The organism is Streptomyces sp. CB01249 (genome assembly GCF_001905735.1).
Taxonomy (GTDB): Bacteria; Actinomycetota; Actinomycetes; order Streptomycetales; family Streptomycetaceae; genus Streptomyces.
Window position 1 is genome coordinate 1229902 of the sequence record NZ_LISW01000002.1, and the last position, 26530, is coordinate 1256431.

The following is a 26530-nucleotide window of genomic DNA, read 5'->3' on the forward strand; positions in this document are numbered from 1 at the left end:
ATGGTGACAGATCAACGGCTGGGGACGCGGCGCGCCCCCGACCCGGCCCCGGCCCGGAAGAGCCCACTCTACCGGGCGGGTATGGCTGGGGTCAGTGCTCCTTCTTCGCCGTGACCAGTTCGGTGAGGACGCCGTGGCAGTCCTTCGGGTGGAGGAAGGTGATCCTGGACCCCATCGAACCCGTCCTGGGCTCGTCGTACAGCACCCTGACCCCCTTCTCGCGGATGTCCGCGGCGTCCGCGTCGACGTCCGCCGTACCGAAGGCGATGTGGTGCACGCCCTCCCCGTTCTTGGCCAGCCATTTGCCCACGGCCGAGTCCTCCCGGGTGGGCTCCAGGAGCTGGAGGTAGGAGGCGCCGCCGTCGGACGTATCGTTGATCTTGAGCATGGCCTCGCGTACGCCCTGCTCCTCGTTGACCTCGGAGTGGAAGACCTCGAACCCGTAGGTCGAGCGGTAGAACTCGACGGTCTTGTCGAGGTCGAAACAGGCGATCCCGATGTGGTCGATTCGCGTCAGCATGGGGACAGTGCAGCGTGCTCCCGACGGTTACGCAAGGTGCGCGCGATCACACTCGCGGGCGGATGACGGGGCGGGTACCGCTCAGTACATTCAAGTAAACCCTCGTTCACATCTACTCCAAGGGGCTGTGCCTCATGTCAGGAACGACCGGTACCACCTCCGTGATCGTCGCGGGCGCGCGGACGCCCATGGGCCGGCTCCTCGGCTCCCTGAAGACCTTCTCCGGCGCGGACCTCGGCGGTATCGCCATCAAGGCGGCGCTGGACCGGGCCGGAATCGGCGGCGACCAGGTCGAGTACGTGATCATGGGCCAGGTGCTCCAGGCCGGCGCGGGCCAGATCCCCGCCCGCCAGGCCGCGGTCAAGGCCGGCATCCCGATGAACGTCCCCGCGCTCACCGTCAACAAGGTGTGCCTCTCCGGGCTCGACGCCATCGCCCTGGCCGACCAGCTCATCCGCGCCGGTGAGTTCGACGTCGTCGTGGCCGGCGGCCAGGAGTCCATGACGAACGCCCCGCACCTGCTCCCGAAGTCCCGCGAGGGCCACAAGTACGGCGCGATCGAGATGCTCGACTCGATGGCGTACGACGGTCTGACCGACGCCTACGAGAACATCCCGATGGGCGAGTCCACCGAGAAGCACAACACCCGCCTCGGCCTGGACCGCGCCGCGCAGGACGAGATCGGTGCCCTCTCCCACCAGCGCGCCGCCGCCGCCCAGAAGAACGGCCTGTTCGAGGCCGAGATCACCCCGGTCGAGATCCCGCAGCGCAAGGGCGACCCGGTCCTCTTCTCCAAGGACGAGGGCATCCGCCCCGAGACCACCGCGGAGTCCCTGGGCAAGCTGCGCCCGGCCTTCGCCAAGGACGGCACGATCACCGCGGGCACCTCCTCGCAGATCTCCGACGGCGCCGCCGCGGTCGTCGTCATGAGCAAGGCCAAGGCCGAGGAACTGGGCCTGGAGTGGATCGCCGAGATCGGCGCCCACGGCAATGTGGCGGGCCCGGACAACTCGCTCCAGTCACAGCCGTCCAACGCCATCCGGCACGCCCTGAAGAAGGAGGGCATCGGCGTCGAGGACCTGGACCTCATCGAGATCAACGAGGCGTTCGCGGCCGTCGCCGTCCAGTCCATGAAGGACCTCGGCGTCACCTCGGACAAGGTCAACGTCAACGGCGGCGCCATCGCGCTCGGCCACCCCATCGGCATGTCCGGCGCCCGCGTGGTGCTGCACCTGGCGCTGGAGCTGAAGCGGCGCGGCGGCGGCACCGGTGCGGCGGCACTGTGCGGCGGCGGCGGCCAGGGCGACGCGCTGATCCTGCGCGTGCCGGGCAAGTAGAGCGGTACGGGAACGAGCGGAACGGAGCGGTGATGGTGGACGTCCCCACCCTGGTGGAGCAGGCCCGCGCGGGCGGACCCCGGGCGGTGGCCCGGCTCATCTCCCTGGTGGAGGGGGCCTCGCCGCAACTGCGCGAGGTGATGGCGGCCCTGGCGCCGCTGGCGGGCAACGCGTACGTGGTCGGCCTGACCGGTTCGCCGGGCGTCGGCAAGTCCACGTCGACGTCGGCGCTCGTCTCCGCGTACCGGAAGCAGGGCAAGCGGGTCGCGGTGCTCGCCGTCGACCCGTCCTCGCCGTTCTCCGGCGGGGCGCTGCTCGGCGACCGGGTCCGGATGTCGGACCACGCCTCCGACCCGGGCGTCTACATCCGCTCCATGGCGACCCGGGGCCACCTCGGCGGCCTCGCCTGGGCGGCCCCGCAGGCGATCCGGGTGCTGGACGCGTCGGGCTTCGACGTGGTCCTGGTGGAGACGGTGGGCGTCGGCCAGTCCGAGGTGGAGATCGCCTCGCAGGCCGACACCTCGGTCGTCCTCCTCGCCCCCGGCATGGGCGACGGCATCCAGGCCGCGAAGGCGGGGATCCTGGAGATCGGCGACGTGTACGTGGTGAACAAGGCGGACCGGGACGGCGCGGACGCCACCGCCCGCGAGCTCAACCACATGCTGGGCCTCGGGGAGTCCCGGGGGCCCGGCGACTGGCGGCCGCCGATCGTGAAGACGGTCGCCGCCCGGGGCGAGGGCGTCGACGAGGTGGTCGAGGCGCTGGAGAAGCACCGGGCGTGGATGGAGGAGCGCGGGGTCCTCGGCGAACGCCGGGCGGCCCGCGCCGCCCGCGAGGTCGAGACGATCGCGGTCACCCGCCTCCGCGAACGCATCGGCTCCCTGCACGGCGACCGCCGCCTGGACGCCCTGGCCGAACGCATCGTGGCCGGTCACCTGGACCCGTACGCGGCGGCGGACGAACTCGTGGCGGGACTGACGGGCGAGAGCTGACGGCCACTCCCGGGACGCGGCGTACGGGCCGCGCCCCGGGAGGACCCGTACGCCGCGTGCGGGCCGCGTCCGAGAGGACCGTACCCGCCTCAACTCCCGTACCCCCGTGGCAGGATGGCCGCCGGTCATGCGCACGAGGGGGGAAGTGCCACATGCTCGGTCCGCTCAGGGACGACTCGCCCAGGGCCATCGGCCCGTACACGATCCGGGCCCGGCTGGGCGCGGGCGGCATGGGGGAGGTCTTCCTCGGCGACCGGGGCGGCTCCACCGCGCCCGCCGCCGTCAAGACCGTCCGGCGCGACGTGGCGCAGGACCCCGGCTTCCGCGACCGCTTCCGCCGCGAGATCGCCGTCGCCCGGTCCGTCACCGGCCCCCACCTCGCCCCGCTGCTCGACGGGGACGCCGACGCCGACGTGCCCTGGCTCGCCACCGCGTACGTGGCCGGGCCGACGCTCTCCGCCGCCGTGCGCGGGGCGGGCGCGCTGGACGAGGCCGAGGTACGGCTGCTGGGCGCCGGGCTCGCCCGCGCGCTGGCGGCCGTGCACGCGGCGGGGATCGTGCACCGGGACGTGAAGCCGGGCAATGTGATGCTCGCCGCCGACGGGCCCCGGCTCATCGACTTCGGGATCGCCCGGGACACCGGCGCCACCCCGCTCACCACGACCAGCCGGATGGTCGGCAGCCCCGCCTTCATGTCCCCGGAGCACGTCGCGGGCAGCGGACGCGTCGTCCCGGCCTCCGACGTCTTCTGCCTCGCCTCCGTGCTCTGCTTCGCCGCCACCGGCCGCGACCCCTTCGGCGACGGGCCCGTGGCGGCCGTCCTGTACCGCGTCAAATACGTCGAGGCCGACCTCGCGGACGTGCCGGACGGGCTGCGCGCGGTCCTGGACGACTGCCTCACCGCCGACCCGGCCGCCCGCCCCACCGCCGCCGCCCTCGCCGAACGGCTGACCCCCGGCGCCGCCTCCGGCTGGCCCGCCCAGGTCGGCGCGCAGATCGCGGAGTACGGCCGGGAGCTGGCCCGGGTCACCGCGCTGGACGGGCCCCTGCTGCCCGGCTACACGCCCACCCAGGCCGCGACGGGGGTCCCGGCCGCCCCGCCCCACCCGGTCCACCTCGCCCCCACCCAGGGCCCTGGCCTTCCCGCGCCCGCGCGGCGCCCGAGGCGGGGGCTCGCGGCCGCGCTGGTGGCCCTGGTCGTGCTGGGGGCGGCCACCGGCGGGTACCTGGGGTGGCGCGAGCGCGGCGGCGGTGCGCCCGGGACGGCGCCGATGGTGGCGGGCGTGGGCGAGAGGGGCGGCCCGGACGCGTCGGGGACCGTCCCGTACGGCCGTGACGTACGCCCCACCGGCTGGAAGAAGCCGTGGCGGGGCGCGTTCGCGGAGCCCCCGCTCGGCTGCGCGACGGGGCGTGACGTGCTGGTGTGCCGGCTGCTCGACGGCACGTACGAGGGGCTGTCGGCCGCCGACGGGCACCACCTGTGGACGTTCGACTCGGGCCAGGAGATGTCCGGCCGGCAGGCGGGCTACGGGCCCAGCGGCGCGTTCTTCATGCCGGCCGGGGCCACCCTGCCCACGGTGTACGACGACACCGTCCTGCTCGCCGTCGGCGACCGCCTCCACGCGCTGGACGCCCGTACGGGAAAGGGGCGTTGGGAGACCAGGGCGGGCGCGGCCCTGTCCCTGGAGAGCGCGCCGCTGGTCGTCGGCGACCTCGTCTTCGCCGCCGCCTCGGCCTCCGGAGGGGCCGAACTCGCCGCGTACGACCGGAGGACGGGCGCCGAGAAGTGGCGGAAGCGGCTGGCGGAGGAGGACATCGCCATGGCGCAGAAGGGCAACTTCTGGCCCGTCGCCACGGACGGCGAGGTGGTGTACGCGATCGGCCTGGAGGGCCCGAAGGCCTTCCGCCCCGGGGACGGCCGGCTGCTGGGCACGGCCCGGGGCGACGCCACCCAGAAGTCCACGAACTCCGGCTGCGCGGACCTGCGGGTGCGCGGCGCCTCCGCCTTCTGCGCGACGTTCACGCCCAACGACGAGGGCGACTCAGGGTTCGGCGAGGACGTCGCCGTGCTGCGGTTCACGGCCGGCGACCTCAGGTCCGCGGGGCGGCTGAAGCTGGACGTCGGGCTGGTCTCCGGCGCCACGCTGGCCGCCGTCGACGACCGGGTGGTCGTGCTGAGCAGGGGCGACGAGTACGTGGAGAGCGTGCCCGACGAGATCGACGTGGTGAGCCGGGCGGACGGCCGCACCCTCGGCCGCTTCCCGGTGACGGTCCACCCCGAGGAGGGGACGAGCAACCCGGTCTCCGCCCCGCTGATCGTCGCCGACACGGTGGTCTGGGCGGACACCGCGACGCTGTACACGGTGGCCGTGCGCCCCGACGGCACGCTCGGTCCCCTGAGGAAGACCGAGGTCCCCGGCGCCCCCGGCCCGAGCGCCACCCCCGACTACGACCGGGCCCAGGGCATCGAATTCGGCAAGGAACTGCTGCCGCCCCGGGTGCTGCCCGTGGGCGGGGTGGTGCACGTGGTGTACGACGACGGCACGGCGGTCTCCGTACGCCTGCCGGACTGAACCGCCCGTCACCCCCGCACACCGCCCGCAACCCCGCACGGAGGAGAGCGCACCGTGATCCAGCCGCTGCCGCCCGGCCGGGCCCGGCTGACCGGGCCGTACCAGCTGCTCGGGCTGCTCGGCGCGGGCGGCATGGGCGAGGTGTTCCTCGCCCGGCCCGCGGCCGGCCCGCCGGCCCTCGTCGCCCTCAAGACGGTCCGCCCCGACCTGGACCTGGACGACGGCTTCCGGGTCCGCTTCCGCCGCGAGATCGCCGCTGCCGAGGCCGTCCGCAGCCCGCACACCGCCGCGCTGGTGGGCGGCGACGCGAGCGCCCGGCTGCCGTGGCTGGCCACCGAGTACGTCCCGGGACCCTCGCTCGCCGAGGCGGTGGCCCGGGGCGGACCGCTCCCCGAACCGGTGGTCCGGGCCCTCGGCGCCGGTCTGGCCCTGGCCCTCGCGGACATGCACGCCGTACGCGTCCTGCACCGCGACCTGAAGCCGGGCAATGTGCTCCTCGGCCCGGACGGGCCCAAGGTCATCGACTTCGGGATCGCCCAGGCGTTCGACGCCACGCAGCTCACCCGGACCGGCGTCGTCGTCGGCAGCCCCGGCTACATCTCGCCCGAGCACGTCAACGGCTCCCGCGCCCTGGTGCCCGCGTCCGACGTGTTCTGCCTGGGCGCGGTACTGGCGTTCGCGGCGACGGGGCGCGGGCCGTTCGACGACTCCGACATGGCCGCCGTGATCTTCCGGATCTCGCGGGGCGAGGCCGAGCTCTCCCGCGTACCGCCGGCCCTGCGCCCGCTGATCGAGGCGTGCCTGCGCACCGACCCGGCGGCCCGGCCCACCCCCGCCCGCCTGGCGGACCTGCTGCTGCCGGAGCGGCCCGCGCCGGGCGCGTTCCCGTGGACCGATGCGGTACGGGGGCAGTTGGCGGCCCACGCGGCGGCGGCCGACGCCTGCGCACGGGCGGCGGCACCGCCCCCGGCCGCCCCGCCGCTCCCGCCCCACCATCCGGCGTTCGCCCGCACCCCGGTCGTGCCGGTGGCGGTGCCGGGGGCCCGGAAGGGCGGCAGGCGGCTGCGGCTCGGGCTCGCCGCGCTGGCGAGGGCGGCGTGCGTCGCGCTGGGCGCGGTGCTCCTCCCGGGGCTCCTCTCCGGTGACGACGGGCCGGATGACGCGTCCGGGGCCGCCTGGCCGACGGCGTCCGCCGGGGGCGCCGGCCAGGTCGTCTTCCCGGGCGCGGACCCGGGCCGTACCGGTGACTTCGGTACGGCGGCGGCCGATGTCTCCACCCGCCCGGAGGGCTGGCGGGCCTGGCACACCCAGGTGGACGACGGCCCGGTCGCCTGCGTGTACGCCGGTACGTCCGTGGTGTGCGCGGGCCCCCGCCGGATCACCGCGCTCGCGTCGGCGGACGGCAAGCGGCTGTGGCGCGGCGCGCGAACGGCGTCCGGGCCCACGTCGGTGGCGGCGGTCCTGGACGGCACGGTGTACGCCTTCGAGGGCGGCGCCCTGGTGGCGCGGGCGCTGTCCGACGGCACCGAGAAGTGGCGCGAACCGCTGCCGGACGGGGTGGCCGCGGCGGACTCCGTGCAGTCGGGCGACACCCTGTACTACGCCACGAAGGCGCGGGGCGCCGCGACGGGCCGGCTGACCGCGCGCCGCCTGACCGGTGACCGCGCCCGGCTCTGGGACAAGGAGTGGCGGGAGCCGTCCGACACCCCCGAACTCCTCCTGGCCGACGGCCGCCTGGTCGCGGCGGGCGACGCGGTGACGGTCCTGAGGGCGTCGGACGGTTCCCGCGTCGCGGAGTCCGGGACACCGTGCCGCACCCCGGCCCTGAAGGGGAGCCGGCTCCTGTGCCCGGGCCCGGACGGCCTGACGGTGGCCGACGTGACGTCCCCCGGAAAACGGCGCACGCTCGTCCCCGGCGTGGACCTCGCGTACCGCCCCGCCCTGGCGTCCGACGGCACGGTCGTGGTCAGCAGCCGGAACCGGATCTTCGGGGTGGACCTGGCGTCCGGCAAGACGCGGTGGTCGACCTGCGACTGCGACGACGCGATGGCCCAGTCGGGCGCCCCGTTCATCGTCGGCGACCGCGCGATGATCGTGCAGGGCTACGGCCCGGGGGCCGTACCGCTCACGTCCGAGGGCGAGGTCCTGCCGAGGGGCGGCGAGGTCAAGGGCTGGCCGAAGCCGGCGCTCGAACGCTTCGACCCGGCGACGGTGTCCTTCGTCGCCCAGGGCGACACGGTGCTCGCGGGCTTCGAGAACGGCACGGTCCTGTCGGCGTACGCCCCGTGACCCGGGCTGCAGCGGGGGCGCTGCCCCCGCACCCCCGCTCCTCAATCGCCGGAGGGGCTTGATTTTCGCTCCTGCCGCCGCAGATGTGCGGCGACGAGAGGCAAAGATCAGCCTCGCCGGCGTTTGAGGCGCGGGGTCCGGGGCGGAGCCCCGAAATCCAGCCTCTCCGGCGCTTGAGGAGCGGGGCCCGGGGCGGAGCCCCGGTTTCGGGAAGGGGCGGGGAGGGGACAAGGCCCGCCGCAGGCGCCGCGCTCCGGGGTCAGCCCCCCGTCGCCGCCCTCACCGCGTCGTCCAACGACACGACCCCACCCCGAGGCGCCCCGCGCCCGTCCTCGTCCCGGTCCACCCGGCTCCCGACGACCTTCCCGCTCTCCGCATCCACCGTCACGTCATGCCACACCTTGTCGGAGCCGTACACCTCCAGCTCCCAGACCAGCCGCCCGTCCTCCTCATCGAGCTCCGCCTCCGTCACCGTGCCGGGCACGGCCTTCGCCCCGGCCGGAACCCGCGCGGGCGCGGCCCGGTCGTCGTCACCCCCCACGGCGACCGCCGCGCCGGCGGCCCCACCACCGATCAGCACCGCCGTCACCACACCGATCACGATCTTCCGCTTCATGAGGTTTCCTCCCGGAATCGATAAGAATCACCGAACTGAGACGCCTCCCACACTGCCCGCGCCACCCTGAACGCAGCCTGAAGCCACCTGAAACCGTCTTCAGCTTCCGTTTGGGACGCTGGGCGCATGCGCCTGTTGATCGTGGAGGACGAGAAGCGGCTGGCGATCTCCCTGGCCCGGGGGCTCACCGCCGAGGGATTCGCCGTGGACGTCGTGCACGACGGGGCCGAGGGCCTGCACCGGGCGACGGACGGCGCCTATGACCTGGTGATCCTCGACATCATGCTGCCCGGGATGAACGGCTACCGCGTCTGCGCCGCCCTGCGCGCCGCGGGCCACGACGTACCGGTGCTGATGCTGACCGCGAAGGACGGCGAGTACGACGAGGCGGAGGGCCTGGACACGGGCGCCGACGACTACCTGACCAAGCCCTTCAGTTACGTGGTGCTGGTCGCCCGGGTCCGCGCCCTGCTGCGCCGCCGGGGCGGCACCGGCTCACCGGTGGTCACCGTGGGGGCCCTGCGCGTGGACACCGCCGCCCGCCGCCTGCACCTCGACGGCGAGGAGATCGCCCTGACGGCCAAGGAGTTCGCGGTGCTCGAACAACTCGCCCTGCACGCCGGTCAGGTGGTGAGCAAGGCGGAGATCCTGGAGCACGTCTGGGACTTCGCGTACGACGGCGACCCGAACATCGTCGAGGTGTACGTCAGCACCCTGCGCCGCAAGCTCGGCGCGGCCGCCATCCGCACGGTGCGGGGCGCCGGTTACCGGCTGGAGGCGCTGTGAGGTCGGTACGGGCCAGGGCCGCGCTCGGCGCCACCGTGGTCGTCGCCCTGGCCCTGGGCGCCGCCGGGCTCGCCGTCCTGCTCGTTCTGCGCGCCAACCTCACCGACCAGGCGGGCCTCCAGGCCGAGGTGGCGGCCCGGGAGGTCGCCGGACAGCTGGCGCTCGGTGTGCCGTACGCCGAGCTGGACACGGGGGACGAGGAGGAGCACCCGGTCCAGGTTACCGACGAGGACGGGCGCGTGGTCGCCGTATCCAAGGACCTGGAGTCGATATCCGGCACCGGCACGGACCGGGTCGCCGCGTCGGGGACGGCCGGGACGGGCGACGACGACCACGACGACCGCGACGGCGACGACGACCCGGGCCGCGGCGAGGTCTCCACGGACGAACCGGACTTCGGCAACGGCACCGCCACCGTGGACGGCGACCGCGCCGACTACCGGTTCGCCGCGGTCGAGGCGACGGACCCGGCGGGACGCACCCTGACCGTCCACGCGGGCGCCCCGCTCGCCGCCGAGCGGCGGGCCGTGGACAGCGTGCGCTCGGCCATGCTGGCCGGGCTGCCCGTGGTGCTCCTGGTCGTCGCCGGGGTGACCTGGCTGGTGACCCGGCGGGCCCTGCGCCCGGTGGAGGGCATCCGGCGCGAGATGGCGGCGATCACCGCGTCCGAGGACCTGGCCCGGCGGGTGCCGGAACCGGGCTCCCATGACGAGGTCGCGAGGCTGGCCCGTACGACCAACGAGACCCTCGCCGCGCTGGAGGAGTCCGTCGGCCGGCAGCGGCGCTTCGTGGCCGACGCCTCGCACGAGCTGCGCAGCCCGATCGCCTCGCTGCGCACCCAGCTGGAGGTGGGCGCCGCGCACCCGGAGCTGCTGGACGTGCCGGGCGCGGTCGCCGACACCGTACGCCTCCAGGCACTCGCCGCGGACCTGCTGCTGCTGGCCCGCCTTGACGCGGGGGAGCGGGCGGGGCTCACGCGGCTCGACCTGGGGGCGCTGGTCCGCGAGGAGGTGTCCCAGCGCGTCGGCGACCGCGTCCCGGTCACGGTGTCCGTGAGCGACGGCGGCCTCGACGTGACCGGTTCGCGCGCCCGCCTGGCCAGGGTCCTCGGCAACCTGCTGGACAACGCGCAGCGGCACGCGGTGCGTGCGGTGTCCGTCACGGTGGCCCGGGACGCGGGGGAGGTGCTCGTCGCCGTGACGGACGACGGGGCCGGGGTGCCGGATGCGGAGCGGGAGCGCGTCTTCGAGCGCTTCGTCCGCCTCGACGAGGCGCGGGCCCGGGACGACGGCGGGGCGGGCCTGGGCCTGGCCATCGCCCGAGACGTGGCCACGCACCACGGCGGCACCCTCACGGTGTCGGGAGCGCGCTTCGAACTACGGCTGCCCCACCCGGGGGCGCTGCCCCCGAACCTCCGCTCCTCAATCGCCGGAGGGGCTTACAGGTAGGCCCCCTACCGCTGTCCCCGCAAATGCTCCGCCACCGGCGTCAACGCCGCCCGCAGTTCCGCCAGCGCCTCCGGCGACAGCAGATCCATGAAGTGCTTGCGGACCGAAGCGACATGGTGCGGCGCCACCCGCCGCATCGTCTCCGCCCCCTCCTCCGTCAGCACCGCGTACAACCCCCGCCGGTCCGACTCACAGTTCTCCCGCCGCACAAGACCCGCGCTCTCCATGCGCGTGATCTGGTGCGACAGCCGGCTCTTGGACTGCAGGGTCGCCCCCGCGAGGTCGCTCATCCGCATGCGGCGGTCGTCCGACTCCGAGAGGTTGACGAGGATCTCGTAGTCGTTGTTGGTCAGCCCGAACGGCTGGAGGTCCTTCTCCAGCTGGTGCATCAGCAGCCTGCTGACGTCCAGGTGGGTGCGCCAGGCGCACTGCTCGGCGTCGCTCAGCCAGCGGGTGGCCGTCTCGGTCTCCATGTATGGATTCTACCTAAGAAGTTGAAAGCCGGACGAAGTGTGAAGGTGTGACACCCGGCACCGCACCACCCGCACGGGCGGCCCGCACCGGGGCGCAGACGTTCGATGTCACACTCCGCAGACTACCGTTCACTCCACGGCCGCCAGGATGCCCGGTCATCCGGAGAACGGAGAAGCGGGTTCCCGTCGCGGGGTCAAGGAGCGCCGGAGCTCTCTGCGCATCTCCCCTGACCTGCACGCTCTTTCGTTGTCAGTGCGGACTGTTACGTTGCGGATCATGACGACAGCGGTTGCCGGCGAGGGGGCCGGGCAGGTCCGGTACACCTACCGGCTCCGCGTCTCATCCGGCGCGCTCGCCCAGCTGGAGGCCGAGTGGGCGCGCTGCCGGTGGGTGTGGAACGAGTGCGTGGCGGTGTCCCGCAGGGTCCACGGCCTGAACGCGGCCGATGCCGGGAGACCGACGTGCGGCCCGGCGCGGCTCGACAAGATGCTGACCGAGGCCCGCGCTGCCACGGTGTGGCTGCGCGAAGGCTCGTCGGTGCCGCAGCAGCAGATCATCCGCGACTTCGGTAAGTCCCGCACGAAGGCATTGCGGGACATCAAGGCGGGGTTGCCGATGCGGCAGCGCGCGAGAATGCCCCGTGCCAAGCGCAAGCGGGATGCGCTCCCCTCGCTGAACTACACCCGGCGGGGATTTCGGTTGAAGGGCGGGCGTCTCCACCTCGCGGGCGGCATCGGGCTGACGGTGGTGTGGTCCCGTGATCTCCCTGCCGCCCCCACGTCTGTGCGCGTTTTCCGGGACAGCCTCGGCCACTGGTACGCCTCGTTCGTCGTAGCCGTCAGAATCCAGCCGCTTCCTGATACCCACCGGGCGATCGGTATCGACTGGGGCGTCAGGGAGACGGCCACCACGACCAGCGACCCGCACGACCTTCCTCACGCGCAGCACGGGAAGCGCGCTGCCGCGAAGCTCGCCCGACACCAGAAGCAGATGGCGAGGCGGAAGCCCGCGCGAGGAAAGGCCGCATCGAAGGGCTACCGCAAGGCATGTCGTGCGGCGGCGAAGGTACACAAGAAGATCGCCCGGCAGCGCCAGGACGTCGGCCGTAAGTGGGCGAAGAAGGTGGTGCGCGACTTCGACGAGCTCGCTGTCGAGGACTTCCGCCCCAAGTTCCTCGCCAAGTCCACGATGGCCCGCAAGGCCGCTGACGCGGCGATCGGTGCGACCAAGACCGCGTTGATCGCGATGGCCCGTAAACATGGCCGCGTCGTGCACTTGGTGCACCCGGCGCACACCACGATGGACTGCGCACAGTGCGGAGCGAGAACCAAGCACGCACTGCCCCTGTCCGAACGAACCTACGCGTGCACGGCGTGCGGAGCCGTGTCTCCCAGGGACAAGAACTCCGCACGCGTGATGCTCGTCCGGGCTGGTCTCGACCCGGCTGGTGCTGATGGTGGAAGACCTGCCGGGGCGTCGCTCCGGCAGGCGGCCTGAGCCAGGAATCCCCTCCCGCCAGGGAGGGGAGGTTTCAAAAACCGAAGCGACGCTGGAGGTCCCCCAGCTGACCGGGCGCCCGGGGCGTCTGCCCCGGTCCGGCGCCTCCGCCCGGCACCCCCGCCTGCTGCGGCACCGCCCCCGTCGCCTGTTCGGCCATGAGCTCCTCGGAGGACTGGAGCAGCACCGTACCGGCGCCGACGAACTCGAACTGGTGCTCCTCGCCCGAGGCGCCGCCGATCCCGGTCAGCCCGCGCAGGCCGCCCAGGAGGCCGGTCATGTAGCCGTGGTCGTAGTGGTGGCAGGGGGACGGGCAGTCCGCCCAGCCGACCAGGGCCTGCGGGTCCACCCGCAGCGGGGGCTCCATGAAGACCACCGGTCCGTTGGACGCGGCGACGAACTTGCCCGTGCCGATCAGCGTCAGGAAGCCGGGCACGATCGACTGCTTCAGCGCCAGCGACGGCTGGTACGCGAGCAGGTTGCCGGACCGGATGGTCAGGTTCCCGTCGTCCAGGTCGTAGGAGTTCACATCGAACGCCCGGTCCGCGAGCAGCATCTTGCCGCTGCCCTCGGCCACCACCCAGTCGCTCGCGTGCAGCGGGGAGTGGAAGCTCGACCGGACCAGCCGCTCGAAGCGGCCGTGCCCGATGCCGTCGAAGTTGATCTGCCCGTAGTAGGCGATCATCTTGCCTTTCTGGAGGAACCACTGGCTCCCCTTGAGCTCCACACAGAAGGTGTACGCGTTGACGTTGTCGTCCGCCGGCAGCGTCATCGGGTCGAAGACCACGGGCCCGTTCACAGCTTCTCCTCCGACGCCTGGACGTACACCGCACCGCTGCCGCTCAGCTCCAGCTGGAAGCCCTCGCCCGAGCCGCGCCCCACCATCTCGCGCCAGCCGAGCGCGGTGGAGAGCTTGTTGCGTACGTCGCCGTGGTGGGCGACGTACGCCTGGGGATCGACGTGCACCTCGCGGCCCGGCGTGATCGGCAGCTCGATCACCCCGCCGTGCGCCATCACGGCCACCGCCCCGTGCCCCTTGAGCGTCGTGGTGAACAGGCCCTGCCCGGTCACCTGGCCGCGCACCATGCCCATCACCCCGCCCTGCGAGCCCATGAACATCGTGCCCTGCTGGAGCGTCCCGTCGAAGGCGAGCAGCCGGTCCGCCTCCACGTAGAGGGTGTCCCCGGAGAGGTTGATCACGTGAATGTGGTGGCCGCCGTGGCCGAACATCACCGTGCCGTTGCCCTCGACCGTCATCAGCGGGGTCGCCTCGTTCGCCATCCGGCGGCCGATCATCGACATCATGCCGCCCTGGCCGCCCTGGATGTTCGGCGTGAACGCCACCTCACCCCGGTACGCGAGCATCGCCCCGCGCTGACTGAACATCTTCTGGCCGGGGACCACCGTCGCCTCGACCATCTTCGAGTTGATCTCACGGAACGGCATCAGACGTTCCCCCCGATCGTGTTCCGCTCGCTGGGCTGCACGTAGACCAGTCCGTCGCCCTCGAACCGGATCTGGAAGGACTCGCCGGAGCCCTCGCCGATCAGCGTCCGGAAGTTCACCCCGGACTGGAAGTTCTGCTGGAGGTTGCCCTGGTGCGCGATGTACGCGCCCGGGTCCACGAACAGCGGGTACTGCGGGGAGACCCGCAGCACCACGGCCGTGCCGTCCGACATGATCGCAGCCTGGCCGGTCCCCTCCACGGTGGTGGTGAACAGGCCGTTGCCCGTCGCCCCGCCGCGCAGGCCGGTGAACGTGGTGCCGGTGCGCAGGCCCGCGTCGGTGCAGAGCAGATTGCTCGCCTCGACGTACAGCTTGTCGCCGTGCAGCGAGACGAGGTTGATCTCGCTCGCCCGGTCCGCGAAGTAGCAGGTGCCCTGGCCGGTCACCTGCATCACCGCCATCGACTCACCGGTCAGCCTGCGGGTCACCATCCCGCGCAGTCCCTCACCGCCGCCCGTCATCTTCTTGAACGTCATCTGGCCCTCGTACGCGACCATCGAGCCGTTCTTCGCCTTGACGGCATCGCCTGCCAGATCGACGGCGAGCGTCTTGTTTCCCTCAAGCCGGAACATTGCCACCCGGCGAAAATAACCGCAGCCACCGCCGCCGGAACAGGGGCAGCCACGCGATCGGGCGCCCGTGACCGCCCCTGATACGCATCCGGTACGGGATCCGGACGCGATGGGGACGTACTTCTTACGGAGCGACGGGCGCCGGGGCCGGCGGCCCGTCCGGACCCGGCGCCGGAGCCGCCCGCCCGCGATGTCACAATGGGTGCCGCTTGTGCGTGCGTTCACAAGCTGTCACGACCCTCCCACCGAAGGTGCCCCCGTGGACATCAAGACCGCTACCGCCCTGCACCGGCTGCGCCTCATCTCGATTCCCGAGGCGCTGTCCTTCCCGGCGCTGATCCTCTTCGGCTCGGTGCTCAGCCGGGTCTCCGACATCGACTTCCTGATGATGCCGCTGGGCATGCTGCACGGCGTGCTCTTCGTGATCTACGTCGTGCTGCTGCTCGACGTGTGGGCGAAGACCAAGTGGCCGCTGAAGCGCGTCGCGTTCTTCTTCCTGCTGTGCGTGCTGCCGTTCGGCGGTCTGTACGGGGACAAGGTGCTCAAGCGCTACGAGGCGGACAGCGTCATCGCCGCCCGGGCCCGCCGCGAAGGCACGGTCAGCGCATGATCGTCGCCTTCTCCGTCAGCCCGCTCGGGGTCGGCGAGGACGTGGGCGAGTACGTCGCCGACGCCGTCCGGGTCGTCCGCGAGTCGGGGCTGCCCAACCGCACGGACGCCATGTTCACCTCCATCGAGGGGGAGTGGGACGAGGTCATGGACGTCGTCAAGCGCGCCGTCGCGGCCGTCGAGGCGCGGGCGGGCCGGGTCTCCCTGGTCCTGAAGGCGGACATCCGCCCCGGGGTCACCGACGGCCTGACCTCCAAGGTCGAGACGGTCGAGCGCTACCTCGCGCAGTGACCCCGCACCGCCCATGAGCCCCTGCCGGACCGGCGGGGGCTCTCCTCATTCCGGCACCGCGAGCGCGATCCCCAGCGGCGTCCGCTCGTACAGCACCTGGTGTCCGTAGCGCCGCGAGGTCAGCAGCCCCGCCGCCCGCAGCACCGACAGATGCGCCGACACCGAGGACGCCGCCAGGCCCAGCCGGTGGGCGAGCGTGCTCGTGCCCGCGGGCTCGTCCAGCGCGCACAGCACGTCCGCCCGCGCCCGCCCGAGCAGCCGGGCCAGCGCCTGAGGGGTACTCGCGCCCGGCTCCGTCCACAGGCCCCCGATGCCGCGCGCCGGGTAGATCACGGCGGGTGGCCAGGGCGGCTCGTAACCGCTGACCACGTCCGGCCAGGCGAAGACGCTCGGGATCAGCACGAGGCCCTGCCCGCCGAGCACCCGGGAGTGCCGGCCGCGCATCCCCACCAGGGTCAGGGTGGAGTCCGTCCACGTCAGTTGCGGGCTCAACTCCCCGAGAAGCCGTGCGAATCCCACCTCGGCCAGCCGTCGCGAGTGGTACGCGACATCGGCCTCCAGCAGGGCGCGCAGCCGCGACCAGTCCGGTTCGATCAGCGTCCGCCAGGCCTCTTCGAGCAGATCGGCCAGGTCCCGCAGGGTCCGTGCCGGGTCGGCGAGCAGCGCCCGGCCGTCGGGGGAGTGCGGGCCGCCGGGCCGGTCGGCCAGCGTCAGCTTCAGGTCCTGGGCGACCAGCTCCGGGTCGGTGGCGCGTACGGCCGCGATCTCGTCCTCGAACGCGACGTAGGGCCCCGTGGGAGGCGGGCAGAGGAAGTCCGGATTGTGCCCGCCGTCGGTCATCAGCGACCACAGCGGCCGCAGATCGAGCCCCGAGGCCGCGCCCTTGATGCGCCGCAGCCAGGGCTGGTGGTACCCGTGCCGCCGCGGGCGCAGCAGCGTACGCACGGCGGCCTGCGTCTCCCAGAGCGGGGAGAGCGCGAACCGGCAGCGCAGCAGATCGTTCTCGTCGAGATGCAGGTGGAACGGCATGGCGGCCCCGGGAAGATTCGGTGTCAGCCGAAAGTCTACGGAGCGAGGTACCGGCTCCTCCAAGCTGCCGCCATGCCGAGCAACAGCACCCGCCCGCAGGGCACCGTCCACGACACGGCGGACACCCCGTCCACCCCTCGCGGCTACCGCGCCGTCTTCGCCGTACGCGAGTTCCGGGCGGTGTTCGCCGCGCATCTGCTCTCGCTGCTCGGCGTCGTCGTCAGCGAGCTGGCGCTCACCGTCCTCGTCTACGACCTCACCTCGTCGCCCCTGCTCAGCGCCCTGACCTTCGCGCTCGGCATGCTGCCGTACCTCGTCGGCGGCACCCTGCTCGCCGGGATCGCGGACCGCTACCCGGCCCGCCGGGTCCTGGTCACCTGCGACCTGGTCTGCGCGGTCTGCGTCGCCGTGATGGTGCTGCCGGGCACCCCGGTCGCCGGGCTGCTGGTGCTGCGCTGCCTGGTCGCCGCCGTCTCGCCGGTCTTCACCGGGACGCGGATGGCCGCGCTCACCGACATCCTCGGCGAGGGCGAGCTGTTCGTGCTGGGGCGCTCGCTGCTGCGGATCATCTCGCAGGGGTCGCTGCTCGCCGGTTTCGGCGTCGGCGGGGTGCTGCTGACCGTGCTCACGCCGCGCGGCGCGATCACGATCACCGTCGCCACCTTCCTCTGCTCGGCGGCGCTGCTGCGCCTCGGCACCCGTGACCGGCCCGCCCGTGCCCGCGAAGGAGGCGCCGGACTGCTGCGGGAGTCCCTGTCCGGCGCCCGGCTGGTCCTCGGCCACCGCCGCCTGCGGGCGCTGATGCTGCTGTTCTGGCTGCCCCCGCTGTTCGTCGTCGCCCCGGAGGCGGTCGCGGCGCCGTACGCCGACGAGATCGGCGTCGGCCCGGCCGCGCTCGGGCTGCTGATGTGCGCCATGCCCGTCGGCCACATCGCCGCCGAGCTGTACGCGGGCTCCGCGCTGCGCCCGCGCACCCGGGAGCGGATCGTGCTGCCGCTGGCCGTCGCCGGGCTGCTGCCCCTCGCGGTGTACGCGCTGACGCCGGGCGTCGCGGCGGCGGCCGCCGCGCTGGTGGTGGTCGGCGCCTCGTCCGCGTACAACATCGGCCTCGACCAGTGGTTCGTGGCCGCCGTGCCGGAGGAACTGCGCGGGCGGGCCATGACCCTGCTCACCGCCGGGCTGATGACGCTCCAGGGCGTCGGGATGGCGCTCACCGGGCTCGCCGCCGAGTTCTTCCCCGTGCACCAGGTGGTCGCGGGGGCGGCCGTCCTCGGCACGCTCTGCCTGCTCCCGCTGGTCGCGGAGGTCCGCAGAACCGCACCCGTTGCCGGGAGCCGGACCGAAGTGCGAGACGGGGAGGACCGACAAGTTCCCCATGGGTAAGGTCGTGGCCGTGCCGAAGCCGCTCAGCCTTCCCTTCGATCCCATCGCCCGCGCCGACGAGCTCTGGCAGCAGCGCTGGGGCCCGGTCCCGTCCATGGGGGCGATCACCTCGATCATGCGGGCGCAGCAGATCCTGCTCGCCGAGGTCGACGCCGTCGTCAAGCCGTACGGACTGACCTTCGCGCGGTACGAGGCGCTGGTGCTGCTCACCTTCTCCAAGGCGGGCGAGCTGCCGATGTCCAAGATCGGCGAGCGGCTGATGGTCCACCCGACGTCCGTGACGAACACGGTGGACCGGCTGGTGCGCTCCGGCCTGGTCGACAAGCGCCCGAACCCGAACGACGGCCGGGGCACGCTGGCCTCGATCACCGACAAGGGCCGCGAGGTCGTGGAATCGGCCACCCGGGACCTGGTCGCGATGGAGTTCGGACTCGGGGTGTACGACGCCGAGGAGTGCGCCGAGATCTTCGCCCTGCTGCGGCCCCTGCGCATCGCCGCGCAGGACTTCGAGGAGATCTGAGAGGCGCCGTTCCGGTGCCCGGCCCGCTGCAAGATCGCCCCGGACGTCCGGTTACGCTCGTGGGCATGAAACGCAGTGTGCTGACCCGATACCGGGTGATGGCTTACGTCACCGCCGTCATGTTGCTGATCCTCTGCGTGTGCATGATCTTCAAATACGGCTTCGACAAGGGCGAGGGTCTGACGCTCGTCGTCTCCCAGATCCACGGCGTGCTGTACATCATCTACCTGATCTTCGCCTTCGACCTGGGTTCCAAGGCGAAGTGGCCGCTGGGCAAGCTGGCCTGGGTGCTGCTCTCGGGCACGATCCCGACGGCCGCGTTCTTCGTGGAGCGCAAGGTCGTCCGCGAGGTCGAGCCGCTGGTCGCCGACGCGACGCCCGCGGCCCCCGCGAACGTCTGACCTCGCCGAACCGCCCCGCGCGAAGCGCCGGGCGGTTTGTCATCGACATTTACTAGGACGTCCTAGTAAATTGGAGGGCATGGACGCTGACGCGATCGAGGAAGGCCGCCGCCGCTGGCAGGCCCGTTACGACAAGGCCCGCAAACGTGACGCGGACTTCACCACGCTCTCGGGCGACCCGGTCGAGCCGGTCTACGGCCCCCGCCCCGGGGACGCGTACGAGGGCTTCGAGCGGATCGGCTGGCCCGGTGAGTACCCCTTCACCCGGGGGCTCCACCCGACCGGCTACCGGGGCCGCACCTGGACCATCCGCCAGTTCGCCGGCTTCGGCAACGCCGAGCAGACCAACGAGCGCTACAAGATGATCCTGGCCGCCGGCGGCGGCGGGCTCAGCGTGGCCTTCGACATGCCGACGCTGATGGGCCGCGACTCCGACGACCCCCGCGCGCTCGGCGAGGTCGGCCACTGCGGCGTCGCCATCGACTCCGCCGCCGACATGGAGGTCCTGTTCCGGGACATCCCGCTCGGCGACGTCACGACGTCGATGACGATCAGCGGCCCGGCCGTCCCGGTCTTCTGCATGTACCTGGTCGCCGCCGAACGCCAGGGCGTCGACCCGGCGGTCCTCAACGGCACGCTCCAGACCGACATCTTCAAGGAGTACATCGCGCAGAAGGAGTGGCTCTTCCAGCCCGAGCCCCATCTGCGCCTCATCGGGGACCTGATGGAGCACTGCGCCGCCTCCATCCCCGCGTACAAGCCGCTCTCCGTCTCCGGCTACCACATCCGCGAGGCCGGGGCGACGGCCGCGCAGGAGCTGGCGTACACCCTCGCCGACGGCTTCGGTTACGTGGAGCTCGGCCTCTCCCGCGGCCTCGACGTCGACACCTTCGCGCCCGGCCTGTCCTTCTTCTTCGACGCGCACCTCGACTTCTTCGAGGAGATCGCCAAGTTCCGCGCCGCCCGCCGCATCTGGGCCCGCTGGATGAAGGAGACGTACGGCGCGAAGACCGACAAGGCCCAGTGGCTCCGCTTCCACACCCAGACCGCCGGGGTCTCCCTCACCGCGCAGCAGCCGTACAACAACGTCGTACGCACCGCCGTGGAGGCCCTGTCCGCCGTCCTCGGCGGCACCAACTCGCTGCACACCAACGCCCTGGACGAGACCCTGGCGCTCCCCTCCGAGCAGGCCGCCGAGATCGCGCTGCGCACCCAGCAGGTGCTGATGGAGGAGACCGGCGTCGCCAACGTGGCCGACCCGCTGGGCGGTTCCTGGTACGTGGAGCAGCTCACCGACCGCATCGAGGCCGACGCCGAGAAGATCTTCGAGCAGATCAAGGAGCGCGGCACCCGCGCCCACCCGGACGGGCAGCACCCGGTCGGCCCGATCACCTCCGGCATCCTGCGCGGCATCGAGGACGGCTGGTTCACCGGCGAGATCGCCGAGTCCGCGTTCCGCTACCAGCAGTCCCTGGAGAAGGGCGACAAGAGGGTCGTCGGCGTCAACGTGGCGCACGGCTCCGTCACCGGCGACCTGGAGATCCTGCGCGTCAGCCACGAGGTCGAGCGCGAGCAGGTCCGCGTCCTCGCCGGCCGCAAGGAGGCCCGCGACGACGCCCGGGTCAAGACCGCCCTCGACGCGATGCTGGCCGCCGCCCGCGACGGCTCCAACATGATCGCGCCGATGCTCGACGCGGTCCGCGCGGAGGCGACCCTCGGCGAGATCTGCGGCGTCCTGCGCGACGAGTGGGGCGTCTACACGGAGCCGGCGGGCTTCTGACGTACCGGCTGTCCGGCGGCCGCGCCAAGCCCCGCCAGCAGCAGCAGCGTGAAGCGCCGGGCCCAGTCGGCATCGACGGGCTCGGCGCTCACCAGTGTCCGGTGCACCACCGCACCGGCGATCACATCGAAGATCAGGTCCGCCGTCAGGTCGGCCGTGGCCTCGTCCGGCTCGACGGGCAGTTCGCCGCGCTCCTGCGCCCGCCGCCGCCCCTGGAGCACGAGCCGCTTCTGCCGGTTGACGATCGAGTCGCGGATGCGGGCCCGCAGCGCCTCGTCCCGCGTCGACTCCGCGACCACCGCCATCAGCGCGGTCCGGGTCTCCGGCCGGTCGAGCAGTGCGGCGAACTGCAGCACGACCGCCTCCACATCGGCGGCCAGGCTGCCCAGGTCCGGCATCTCCAACTCGTCGAAGAGGACGGCCACCGCGTCCACGACCAGTTCGTTCTTGCCCGCCCAGCGCCGGTAGAGGGTCGTCTTGGCGACCCCGGCCCGCGTCGCCACGTCACCCATGGTCAGCTTCGACCAGCCGAGGTCCACGAGCGAGGCTCTGGTCGCCTCCAGAATCGCCTCGTCGGCCTCGGTGCTGCGAGGACGTCCCGATCGTGCGGGTTTGGGGTGGCTGCGGCTGAGCATGCGGCGACCATACCCGTCAGTAGGTAAATCCGACCGGCCCCCGAAGCCGTGAGACAGATCACCGAACACTCTTGTGCGTGAGGGGGCGTGGCCAGTTACGCTACGGGTCGTAGCGTAAGGCGACGGTCCGGACCGTCGTGGACGCCACGAACGAACGACAGCCACAGGCGCCGGGTGGGGACCGGGCGCCGAACCGGGTCTTTCAGGGGCCCCACAACCGTGTCTGTCCGCCCACCCCGCACACCGGCGGGGGTCGCGGACGGGCGCGGTTCACGTATCGCTTTCCGGAACCGCGCACCGAAGGGGGAGGATGTAAGCATGCAGCCCAGAAACATGTCCATGAGCGGCGTCGTCGACCTCGCCGCGGTGAAGGCGGCCGGAGAGGCCAAGGCGAAGGCGGAGCAGGCGCGCGCCGAGTCCGCACGCCAGGGCGGCCCCGCGGCCGTCCCCGCGTCCTCCCTCGTGATCGACGTCAACGAGGCGGGCTTCGAGAACGACGTCCTCCAGCGCTCCGCCGAAGTGCCCGTCGTCATCGACTTCTGGGCCGAGTGGTGCGAGCCGTGCAAGCAGCTGGGCCCGCTCCTGGAGCGCCTGGCTCGCGAGTACAACGGCCGCTTCCTGCTGGCCAAGGTCGACGTCGACGCCAACCAGATGCTGATGCAGCAGTTCGGCATCCAGGGCATCCCGGCGGTCTTCGCGGTCGTCGCCGGACAGGCGCTGCCCCTCTTCCAGGGCGCGGCCCCCGAGGCCCAGATCCGGCAGACCCTGGACCAGCTGATCCAGGTCGGCGAGGAGCGCTTCGGCCTGACCGGCATCGCGGTCGACCCGGCGGCGGGCGAGCCGGCCCAGGCGGCGGCACCGGTTCCGCCGGGCCCCTACGACTCCCTCCTGGAGGCGGCGGCGCAGGCGCTGGACGCCAACGACTTCGCGGGCGCCGTCCAGGCGTACAAGAACGTGCTGTCCGACGACCCGGCCAACACCGAGGCGAAGCTGGGCCTCGCCCAGGCCGAGCTGCTGGCCCGGGTCCGGGCGACGGACCCGCAGAAGGTGCGCGCGGAGGCGGCGGAGAAGCCGGGCGACGCGGACGCGCAGCTGGCGGCGGCCGACCTCGACCTCGTCGGCGGCCATGTCGAGGACGCCTTCGGCCGGTTGGTCGAGACCGTGCGCCGGACGTTCGGCGAGGACCGCGACCGGGTCCGGCTGCGGCTGCTCGACCTCTTCGAGGTGATCGGCCCGGAGGACCCGAGGGTCGGTGCCGCGCGTACCGCACTCGCGCGCGTCCTGTTCTGATCCGGTCTGTCCGATCCGATTGTTCTGAACTGACAACACGGCCGCGGCCGCCTCCGGGCGCCGCGGCCGTTTTCGCGATCAGGCGATAAGAGTGGGCCCTGCTTTACCAAATCTTGATAAAAGCACGGCCTGTTACTCGCAGTAAATCGATCTTTGCGATCTGCCCCGTTTCGCTCGCGCTTCCTCCTTTTCGTCCGTTGGTCCGGGGCCACCCTGCGTGGCCGCTCGGTGCCAGCAGGTCGTGGCCCGGTTATGAGGGCGTTACCAGCGAGTAACGAACCCCCTTGTGTCACGGCCGGGAATGGACCACGATCGGCCACGCTCGGTCCAATAACGCCAGTCCGGCTGCCAGTCGGGAGCGGCGGCTCCGTTGGGTCCCCGCCGGGCGGGTCGGCGGCAGTGGCGCCGGCTCCGGACAGGGGGGTTCCTGCCGGCCGGCAGGGCCTGTCCGATCAGGTCGCGTACGTGCGTGACCAGTGGTTGTCGCTCGGGGGTGATCGCCGGTGAAGCGGACGCGGTACAGCCTCCGTTCGCGGGCGCTCTCCTTTCCGAGGACGTAGCACTTCTCCCATCCCGGGTCGGGCAGGATGCCTGACCGGAGATGTACGTCCGAGAAGGAGGAAAAGTATGAGTTCCCAGGTTCGCGGTGGCACGAGATGGAAGCGTTTCGCTGTCGTCATGGTGCCGAGCGTCATAGCCACCGCCGCCGTCGGCGTCGGTCTGGCCCAGGGCGCGCTCGCCGCGTCCTTCAGCGTGTCGGGCCAGGAGTTCAAGGTCACGGCCGCCGAACTGAACGGCGAGAACTTCGTCCAGTACGGCAGCATCGCGACCGAGGACGGCGCCGACCCCGCGAAGGAGGGCAAGGCGCACGCCGTTGCCGTCTCGGGGTTCAGTCACGCCACCATCACCAAGATGTGCCAGTCGGTCGTCACCCCCAACCTGCCGTTCGGGCTGGGCAGCGTGACGCTGCGGCTGACCGCCGGTGACCCGAAGGACACCGACAAGAAGGTCGACGCCACCGGCCTGTACCTCGACGTCTCGGATCTCCAGGGTGACGCCGAGTTCGGCAACATCGACATCGGTGTGCGCACGGGCGATCTGAAGAACCCGGGCGTCCAGCCCAACGGTGGCAAGTACGTCAACCCGAACGGGTTCGCGCAGCGCGCTGAGACCGCCAAGCTGACGAACGTCAAGCAGCGGGCGTGGGCCACCACGGCAGGAACGTTCAAGCTGCCGGGTCTGCACCTTGGGCTGTCCAAGGGCGTCAACGAGTGCTACTAGGGCACTGGCCCGGGCGGCCGGGGGCGCACAACGGGTCCCCGGCCGCCCACCCTTCTCTTTCTCACAGCAGTACCGGTTCCCAGGGAGCTGTTTTCCATGAGCCCCGAATCCCAAGGGCAGAACGAGCACTACCTCACCCTCTCCCGGCGAGGCTTCCGCACCTGGCGGGGTGACCGGCCGTTCTGGGCCGGACTGTTCACCATGCTGGGCGGCGTGCCCATCATGTACTTCCCGTACGCGAACATGCACCTCGGCAACGTGACGCTGGCGATGTCCACCACGGCCGGCGCCGGTTCGCTGATCATCGGGGTCCTGCTCGTCACGCTGGGCCTGACGATGTGGTTCCACAGCATCGTCCGCGTGTTCGCCGGTGTCGCGGCGATTCTGCTGGCCCTCATCTCCATACCCGTCGCCAACATCGGCGGCTTCCTGATCGGCTTCATCTTCGCCCTGCTCGGCGGCGCGCTCTCCGTGTCCTGGGCCCCGGGCGAACCGCAGCCGGAGGCCGAGGCGGAGCCCGCTTCCGCCGAGGAGGCCCCGGAGACCGTCTCGTTCGCGAAGGACGAGCCGTTCCCCGAGGGCGCGCTCCACGGCGCCGGTGTTCCCGAGCAGCCGCAGGCCCCGTACGACACCACGGTCGAGGCCGAGGGCGGGAGGCACCGTGCGGGGTGACGACGAGCAGATGAACGGCGCGGACGAGAACGGGACCCGCGAACGCAGAGGTCCCCGCCACGCCGCCCCCAGGAAGTCGCTGCTGACGAAGCTCCACATGCCCGTCGGCAAGAAGGCGTTCGCGCTCGCCGCGATGCCGACGGCGGTCTTCGTCGGGATGGGCCTCACGCCCCGCCTGGCGATGGCCGACGACACGGCGGACATCCCCTTCGCACCCGGCCCCTGTGTCACGCGCTCCGACGAGCCGAGCGAGTCGGCGTACCCGACGCCCTCCGCGTCGAAGACGCCGTCGCCGTCCACGAGCGAGAGCGCGAAGCCGACGCCGGAGACGACCGACAAGGCGACCCCGAAGCCCACGGCCACGGGCTCGGCGGACGACACCGCGAAGAGCACCGACGCCGCGAAGAAGAGCACCGACGCCGCCCCGGCCGAGACCCCGGCCGCCACGCCGTCGCCCACGAAGACGAGGAACCCGCTCGACCCGCTGGGCCTCGGCGACGCGCTCAAGGACCTCTTCGACGGCAACAAGGACAAGGAGACGGCGAGCCCGTCCCCGAGCCCCACCACGGCGTCTCCGAAGCCGTCCGCCACCGCGGACACCGAGGACTCCAAGGACGAGCCCACGGACAAGGCCACCGACGCGGCGAAGGACGCGGTGAAGGACACCGCCGACACCGCCGACAAGACCACCAAGGCCATCCGCGACGCGGCCGGCAAGGCGGGCCGCACGGTCGAGGACCTGGACGAGGACGTCAAGGGCACCGACGCCAAGAAGGACGAGGACATCCCGGACGGCGCCAAGCAGCCGTTCCCGTGTCCCAGCGCGGACCCGGAGGCCCTGGCCAACGCGAAGGCGGAGCCGGGCATCCCGAACCTGCCCACCGACCCGTGGATCCTGGAGAGCTCGCTGCTCACCCTGAACGGGCTCGACTACAAGGGCATCGTGGAGGTGCGCACGGGCGACGGCGCCACCAAGAAGGTGCTGAAGTTCACCGCGTCCTCGATCGACATCAAGGACCTGCACCAGCTGACGACCGGCCCGATGCCGGGCACCACCGGCCACGTGCAGGCGCGGAAGGGCTCCACCTCCACCATCCGCAACGGCACGGTGACGATGTACACGGAGGAGCTGAAGGGCAACCTCTTCGGCCTCATCCCGATCACCTTCAGCCCGGAGACCCCGCCCCCGCTGAACGTCCCGTTCGCCTTCTTCACCAAGGTCAAGGTCACCCAGGCCGGCCAGTTCGGCGGCACCCTGACCGTCCCGGGACTGCACAACTACTTCACCAAGGACGGCGCCTGACGCGTCCGGGAGTCGCACAAAGGCTGTGGGCCGCACTCCGAGGGTGCGGCCCACAGCCGTTTTCTCGCTGAGGCTAGCCGCCTGCGAGATGCTCGACATCGCTCACGACATACTCGCCGTACCGGAACTCCCGTCCCAGGGAAGCCAGCCGTGCGTACTGCTCCCGCGACAGCTCCAGGTAATCCGGAGAAAACGCCATGCTTGCTTCGGGCAATGCCTGCAGGAACAGCCTGAAGGCGAGATCTGGGGTGCAGCGGTCGACGCACTCGGTGAGCGCCTGGACCATATCCCGGTCGAACCAGTCCGCGAATTCCTTGATCATGTTCCCGACCCGACCGTCCAATTCCCGGCCCTCGTACCGGTCCGCCTCGGAGAGCGTCACCGCATGCGGATGGCGAAGGAGCCATGCGTCGCACACCTCGATCACCTGCCGCACCCATTCGGCACCGTCGGTGAGCCGACTGTTGAGGAAGAAGCGCTCGCCGTTCTCCACACATCCACTCCACAGGGTGGTGATCCGCTCGGCGGAAAGCCGCTCGTGGAGCATGCGCGCGTCACGGCGTACCAACAGCACCGATTCCGGGTCCAGTTCCTCCACGAACTGACCGGCGACGGCATGGGCTTCGGAGGACGCGTCCAGCTTCCAGTCCTGATGGAAGAAGCTCGCGACCCAGGGGAGGCCGAAAGTGAACTCAGTGGACCGATGCACCCGATGCTCCTAGCGTG

At 72.0% G+C, this 26530-nt stretch carries 26 protein-coding genes; 17 read left to right on the forward strand and 9 right to left on the reverse strand.

Annotation, left to right across the window (positions count from 1 at the left end):
• Positions 1 to 91: 91 nt before the first annotated feature.
• On the reverse strand, positions 92 to 520 hold the full coding sequence (gene mce / locus AMK18_RS14095; RefSeq protein WP_018102605.1) for a methylmalonyl-CoA epimerase: 429 nt from the start codon (positions 518 to 520) through the stop codon (positions 92 to 94).
• Between the two features lie 134 nt (positions 521 to 654).
• Here mce and AMK18_RS14100 point away from each other — a divergent pair, with 134 nt between their 5' ends.
• The 4 genes from AMK18_RS14100 (at position 655) to AMK18_RS14115 (ending at position 7711) form a co-directional block, all read left to right on the forward strand.
• The gene (locus tag AMK18_RS14100; RefSeq protein WP_073863034.1) at positions 655 to 1857 is read left to right on the forward strand and encodes an acetyl-CoA C-acetyltransferase; all 1203 of its coding nucleotides are present in this window, start codon (positions 655 to 657) and stop codon (positions 1855 to 1857) included.
• A gap of 32 nt (positions 1858 to 1889) precedes the next feature.
• On the forward strand, positions 1890 to 2849 hold the full coding sequence (meaB, locus tag AMK18_RS14105; RefSeq protein WP_073863035.1) for a methylmalonyl Co-A mutase-associated GTPase MeaB: 960 nt from the start codon (positions 1890 to 1892) through the stop codon (positions 2847 to 2849).
• A 152-nt stretch (positions 2850 to 3001) separates the two neighbouring features.
• Positions 3002 to 5422: a protein kinase domain-containing protein gene (locus AMK18_RS14110; protein ID WP_073863036.1), complete on the forward strand. Its 2421-nt coding sequence runs from the start codon at positions 3002 to 3004 to the stop codon at positions 5420 to 5422.
• Between the two features lie 54 nt (positions 5423 to 5476).
• A complete protein-coding gene (locus AMK18_RS14115; RefSeq protein WP_073863037.1) occupies positions 5477 to 7711 on the forward strand; it encodes a protein kinase domain-containing protein in 2235 nt (744 codons plus the stop codon).
• Positions 7712 to 7970: 259 nt separating this feature from the next.
• On the opposite strand, the gene AMK18_RS14120 is transcribed toward AMK18_RS14115, so the two are convergent.
• The gene (locus tag AMK18_RS14120) at positions 7971 to 8327 is read right to left on the reverse strand and encodes a PepSY domain-containing protein (RefSeq protein WP_073863038.1); all 357 of its coding nucleotides are present in this window, start codon (positions 8325 to 8327) and stop codon (positions 7971 to 7973) included.
• A 126-nt stretch (positions 8328 to 8453) separates the two neighbouring features.
• Here AMK18_RS14120 and AMK18_RS14125 point away from each other — a divergent pair, with 126 nt between their 5' ends.
• Both AMK18_RS14125 and AMK18_RS14130 read left to right on the forward strand, forming a co-directional pair.
• The gene (locus tag AMK18_RS14125; RefSeq protein ID WP_073863039.1) at positions 8454 to 9113 is read left to right on the forward strand and encodes a response regulator transcription factor; all 660 of its coding nucleotides are present in this window, start codon (positions 8454 to 8456) and stop codon (positions 9111 to 9113) included.
• Positions 9110 to 10561: a sensor histidine kinase gene (locus AMK18_RS14130; RefSeq protein WP_073863040.1), complete on the forward strand. Its 1452-nt coding sequence runs from the start codon at positions 9110 to 9112 to the stop codon at positions 10559 to 10561. The genes AMK18_RS14125 and AMK18_RS14130 overlap by 4 nt, the downstream gene beginning before the upstream one ends.
• Positions 10562 to 10566: 5 nt before the next feature.
• Here the strand turns inward: AMK18_RS14130 and AMK18_RS14135 are convergent, their stop codons facing one another.
• A complete protein-coding gene (locus AMK18_RS14135; protein WP_018102598.1) occupies positions 10567 to 11034 on the reverse strand; it encodes a MarR family winged helix-turn-helix transcriptional regulator in 468 nt (155 codons plus the stop codon).
• 277 nt (positions 11035 to 11311) lie between these two features.
• Between AMK18_RS14135 and AMK18_RS14145 the strand changes: the two genes are divergently transcribed.
• A complete protein-coding gene (locus AMK18_RS14145) occupies positions 11312 to 12532 on the forward strand; it encodes an RNA-guided endonuclease InsQ/TnpB family protein (protein ID WP_198956993.1) in 1221 nt (406 codons plus the stop codon).
• A 34-nt stretch (positions 12533 to 12566) separates the two neighbouring features.
• On the opposite strand, the gene AMK18_RS14150 is transcribed toward AMK18_RS14145, so the two are convergent.
• The 3 genes from AMK18_RS14150 to AMK18_RS14160 are packed head-to-tail and all read right to left on the reverse strand — an operon-like array spanning position 12567 to position 14610.
• Positions 12567 to 13331, reverse strand: a complete 765-nt coding sequence (locus tag AMK18_RS14150; protein ID WP_018102595.1) for an AIM24 family protein — start codon at positions 13329 to 13331, stop codon at positions 12567 to 12569.
• The gene (locus AMK18_RS14155; protein WP_018102594.1) at positions 13328 to 13978 is read right to left on the reverse strand and encodes an AIM24 family protein; all 651 of its coding nucleotides are present in this window, start codon (positions 13976 to 13978) and stop codon (positions 13328 to 13330) included. The genes AMK18_RS14150 and AMK18_RS14155 overlap by 4 nt, the downstream gene beginning before the upstream one ends.
• A complete protein-coding gene (locus tag AMK18_RS14160; protein ID WP_018102593.1) occupies positions 13978 to 14610 on the reverse strand; it encodes an AIM24 family protein in 633 nt (210 codons plus the stop codon). The genes AMK18_RS14155 and AMK18_RS14160 overlap by 1 nt, the downstream gene beginning before the upstream one ends.
• Positions 14611 to 14869: 259 nt before the next feature.
• Between AMK18_RS14160 and AMK18_RS14165 the strand changes: the two genes are divergently transcribed.
• Both AMK18_RS14165 and AMK18_RS14170 read left to right on the forward strand, forming a co-directional pair.
• The gene (locus tag AMK18_RS14165) at positions 14870 to 15220 is read left to right on the forward strand and encodes a DUF3817 domain-containing protein (protein ID WP_018102592.1); all 351 of its coding nucleotides are present in this window, start codon (positions 14870 to 14872) and stop codon (positions 15218 to 15220) included.
• Positions 15217 to 15510, forward strand: coding sequence for an MTH1187 family thiamine-binding protein (locus tag AMK18_RS14170; RefSeq protein WP_018102591.1), 294 nt, complete (start codon positions 15217 to 15219; stop codon positions 15508 to 15510). Before AMK18_RS14165 ends, AMK18_RS14170 begins: the two co-directional genes overlap by 4 nt.
• A 45-nt stretch (positions 15511 to 15555) precedes the next feature.
• Here the strand turns inward: AMK18_RS14170 and AMK18_RS14175 are convergent, their stop codons facing one another.
• Positions 15556 to 16539 carry an ArsR/SmtB family transcription factor gene (locus AMK18_RS14175; protein ID WP_073863043.1) on the reverse strand — a complete coding sequence of 328 codons (984 nt, stop codon included), beginning with the start codon at positions 16537 to 16539 and terminating at the stop codon, positions 15556 to 15558.
• 72 nt (positions 16540 to 16611) lie between these two features.
• On the opposite strand from AMK18_RS14175, the gene AMK18_RS14180 reads away from it, so the two are divergent.
• From AMK18_RS14180 to AMK18_RS14195, 4 genes are all read left to right on the forward strand, one after another.
• The gene (locus AMK18_RS14180; protein WP_073863044.1) at positions 16612 to 17922 is read left to right on the forward strand and encodes an MFS transporter; all 1311 of its coding nucleotides are present in this window, start codon (positions 16612 to 16614) and stop codon (positions 17920 to 17922) included.
• A 10-nt stretch (positions 17923 to 17932) separates the two neighbouring features.
• Entirely contained in the window at positions 17933 to 18442 is a 510-nt protein-coding gene (locus AMK18_RS14185; protein ID WP_026171455.1) for a MarR family winged helix-turn-helix transcriptional regulator, read from the forward strand.
• 65 nt (positions 18443 to 18507) lie between these two features.
• Positions 18508 to 18843: a DUF3817 domain-containing protein gene (locus tag AMK18_RS14190; protein ID WP_037785884.1), complete on the forward strand. Its 336-nt coding sequence runs from the start codon at positions 18508 to 18510 to the stop codon at positions 18841 to 18843.
• A 79-nt stretch (positions 18844 to 18922) separates the two neighbouring features.
• Positions 18923 to 20623, forward strand: coding sequence for an acyl-CoA mutase large subunit family protein (locus tag AMK18_RS14195; RefSeq protein WP_018102586.1), 1701 nt, complete (start codon positions 18923 to 18925; stop codon positions 20621 to 20623).
• On the opposite strand, the gene AMK18_RS14200 is transcribed toward AMK18_RS14195, so the two are convergent.
• On the reverse strand, positions 20599 to 21258 hold the full coding sequence (locus AMK18_RS14200; protein ID WP_026171454.1) for a TetR/AcrR family transcriptional regulator: 660 nt from the start codon (positions 21256 to 21258) through the stop codon (positions 20599 to 20601). The two genes, AMK18_RS14195 and AMK18_RS14200, sit on opposite strands and share 25 nt — an antisense overlap.
• A 318-nt stretch (positions 21259 to 21576) precedes the next feature.
• On the opposite strand from AMK18_RS14200, the gene AMK18_RS14205 reads away from it, so the two are divergent.
• The 4 genes from AMK18_RS14205 (at position 21577) to AMK18_RS14225 (ending at position 25804) form a co-directional block, all read left to right on the forward strand.
• Positions 21577 to 22548: a tetratricopeptide repeat protein gene (locus AMK18_RS14205; protein ID WP_073863045.1), complete on the forward strand. Its 972-nt coding sequence runs from the start codon at positions 21577 to 21579 to the stop codon at positions 22546 to 22548.
• 678 nt (positions 22549 to 23226) lie between these two features.
• On the forward strand, positions 23227 to 23829 hold the full coding sequence (locus AMK18_RS14215) for a DUF6230 family protein (protein ID WP_018102583.1): 603 nt from the start codon (positions 23227 to 23229) through the stop codon (positions 23827 to 23829).
• Positions 23830 to 23925: 96 nt separating this feature from the next.
• Complete coding sequence (locus tag AMK18_RS14220) at positions 23926 to 24501, forward strand: DUF6114 domain-containing protein (RefSeq protein ID WP_073863046.1); 576 nt, start codon at positions 23926 to 23928, stop codon at positions 24499 to 24501.
• Positions 24491 to 25804 (forward strand): hypothetical protein, encoded by a 1314-nt coding sequence (locus AMK18_RS14225; RefSeq protein ID WP_073863047.1) that lies wholly within the window; start codon positions 24491 to 24493, stop codon positions 25802 to 25804. Before AMK18_RS14220 ends, AMK18_RS14225 begins: the two co-directional genes overlap by 11 nt.
• Positions 25805 to 25877: 73 nt before the next feature.
• Here AMK18_RS14225 and AMK18_RS14230 read toward each other — a convergent pair whose 3' ends face one another.
• Entirely contained in the window at positions 25878 to 26513 is a 636-nt protein-coding gene (locus tag AMK18_RS14230; protein WP_073863048.1) for a hypothetical protein, read from the reverse strand.
• Positions 26514 to 26530 lie beyond the last annotated feature (17 nt).

Coding starts and splice junctions, on each gene's coding strand:
- AMK18_RS14100 (WP_073863034.1), top strand. CDS start 655: ATGTCAGGAACGACCGGTACCACCTCCGTGATCGTCGCGGGCGCGCGG.
- AMK18_RS14200 (WP_026171454.1), bottom strand. CDS start 21,258: ATGCTCAGCCGCAGCCACCCCAAACCCGCACGATCGGGACGTCCTCGC.
- AMK18_RS14220 (WP_073863046.1), top strand. CDS start 23,926: ATGAGCCCCGAATCCCAAGGGCAGAACGAGCACTACCTCACCCTCTCC.
- AMK18_RS14155 (WP_018102594.1), bottom strand. CDS start 13,978: ATGCCGTTCCGTGAGATCAACTCGAAGATGGTCGAGGCGACGGTGGTC.
- AMK18_RS14135 (WP_018102598.1), bottom strand. CDS start 11,034: ATGGAGACCGAGACGGCCACCCGCTGGCTGAGCGACGCCGAGCAGTGC.
- AMK18_RS14170 (WP_018102591.1), top strand. CDS start 15,217: ATGATCGTCGCCTTCTCCGTCAGCCCGCTCGGGGTCGGCGAGGACGTG.
- AMK18_RS14160 (WP_018102593.1), bottom strand. CDS start 14,610: ATGTTCCGGCTTGAGGGAAACAAGACGCTCGCCGTCGATCTGGCAGGC.
- AMK18_RS14180 (WP_073863044.1), top strand. CDS start 16,612: ATGCCGAGCAACAGCACCCGCCCGCAGGGCACCGTCCACGACACGGCG.
- AMK18_RS14195 (WP_018102586.1), top strand. CDS start 18,923: ATGGACGCTGACGCGATCGAGGAAGGCCGCCGCCGCTGGCAGGCCCGT.
- mce (WP_018102605.1), bottom strand. CDS start 520: ATGCTGACGCGAATCGACCACATCGGGATCGCCTGTTTCGACCTCGAC.
- AMK18_RS14175 (WP_073863043.1), bottom strand. CDS start 16,539: ATGCCGTTCCACCTGCATCTCGACGAGAACGATCTGCTGCGCTGCCGG.
- AMK18_RS14145 (WP_198956993.1), top strand. CDS start 11,312: ATGACGACAGCGGTTGCCGGCGAGGGGGCCGGGCAGGTCCGGTACACC.
- AMK18_RS14120 (WP_073863038.1), bottom strand. CDS start 8,327: ATGAAGCGGAAGATCGTGATCGGTGTGGTGACGGCGGTGCTGATCGGT.
- AMK18_RS14125 (WP_073863039.1), top strand. CDS start 8,454: ATGCGCCTGTTGATCGTGGAGGACGAGAAGCGGCTGGCGATCTCCCTG.
- AMK18_RS14205 (WP_073863045.1), top strand. CDS start 21,577: ATGCAGCCCAGAAACATGTCCATGAGCGGCGTCGTCGACCTCGCCGCG.
- AMK18_RS14215 (WP_018102583.1), top strand. CDS start 23,227: ATGGTGCCGAGCGTCATAGCCACCGCCGCCGTCGGCGTCGGTCTGGCC.
- AMK18_RS14110 (WP_073863036.1), top strand. CDS start 3,002: ATGCTCGGTCCGCTCAGGGACGACTCGCCCAGGGCCATCGGCCCGTAC.
- meaB (WP_073863035.1), top strand. CDS start 1,890: ATGGTGGACGTCCCCACCCTGGTGGAGCAGGCCCGCGCGGGCGGACCC.
- AMK18_RS14190 (WP_037785884.1), top strand. CDS start 18,508: ATGAAACGCAGTGTGCTGACCCGATACCGGGTGATGGCTTACGTCACC.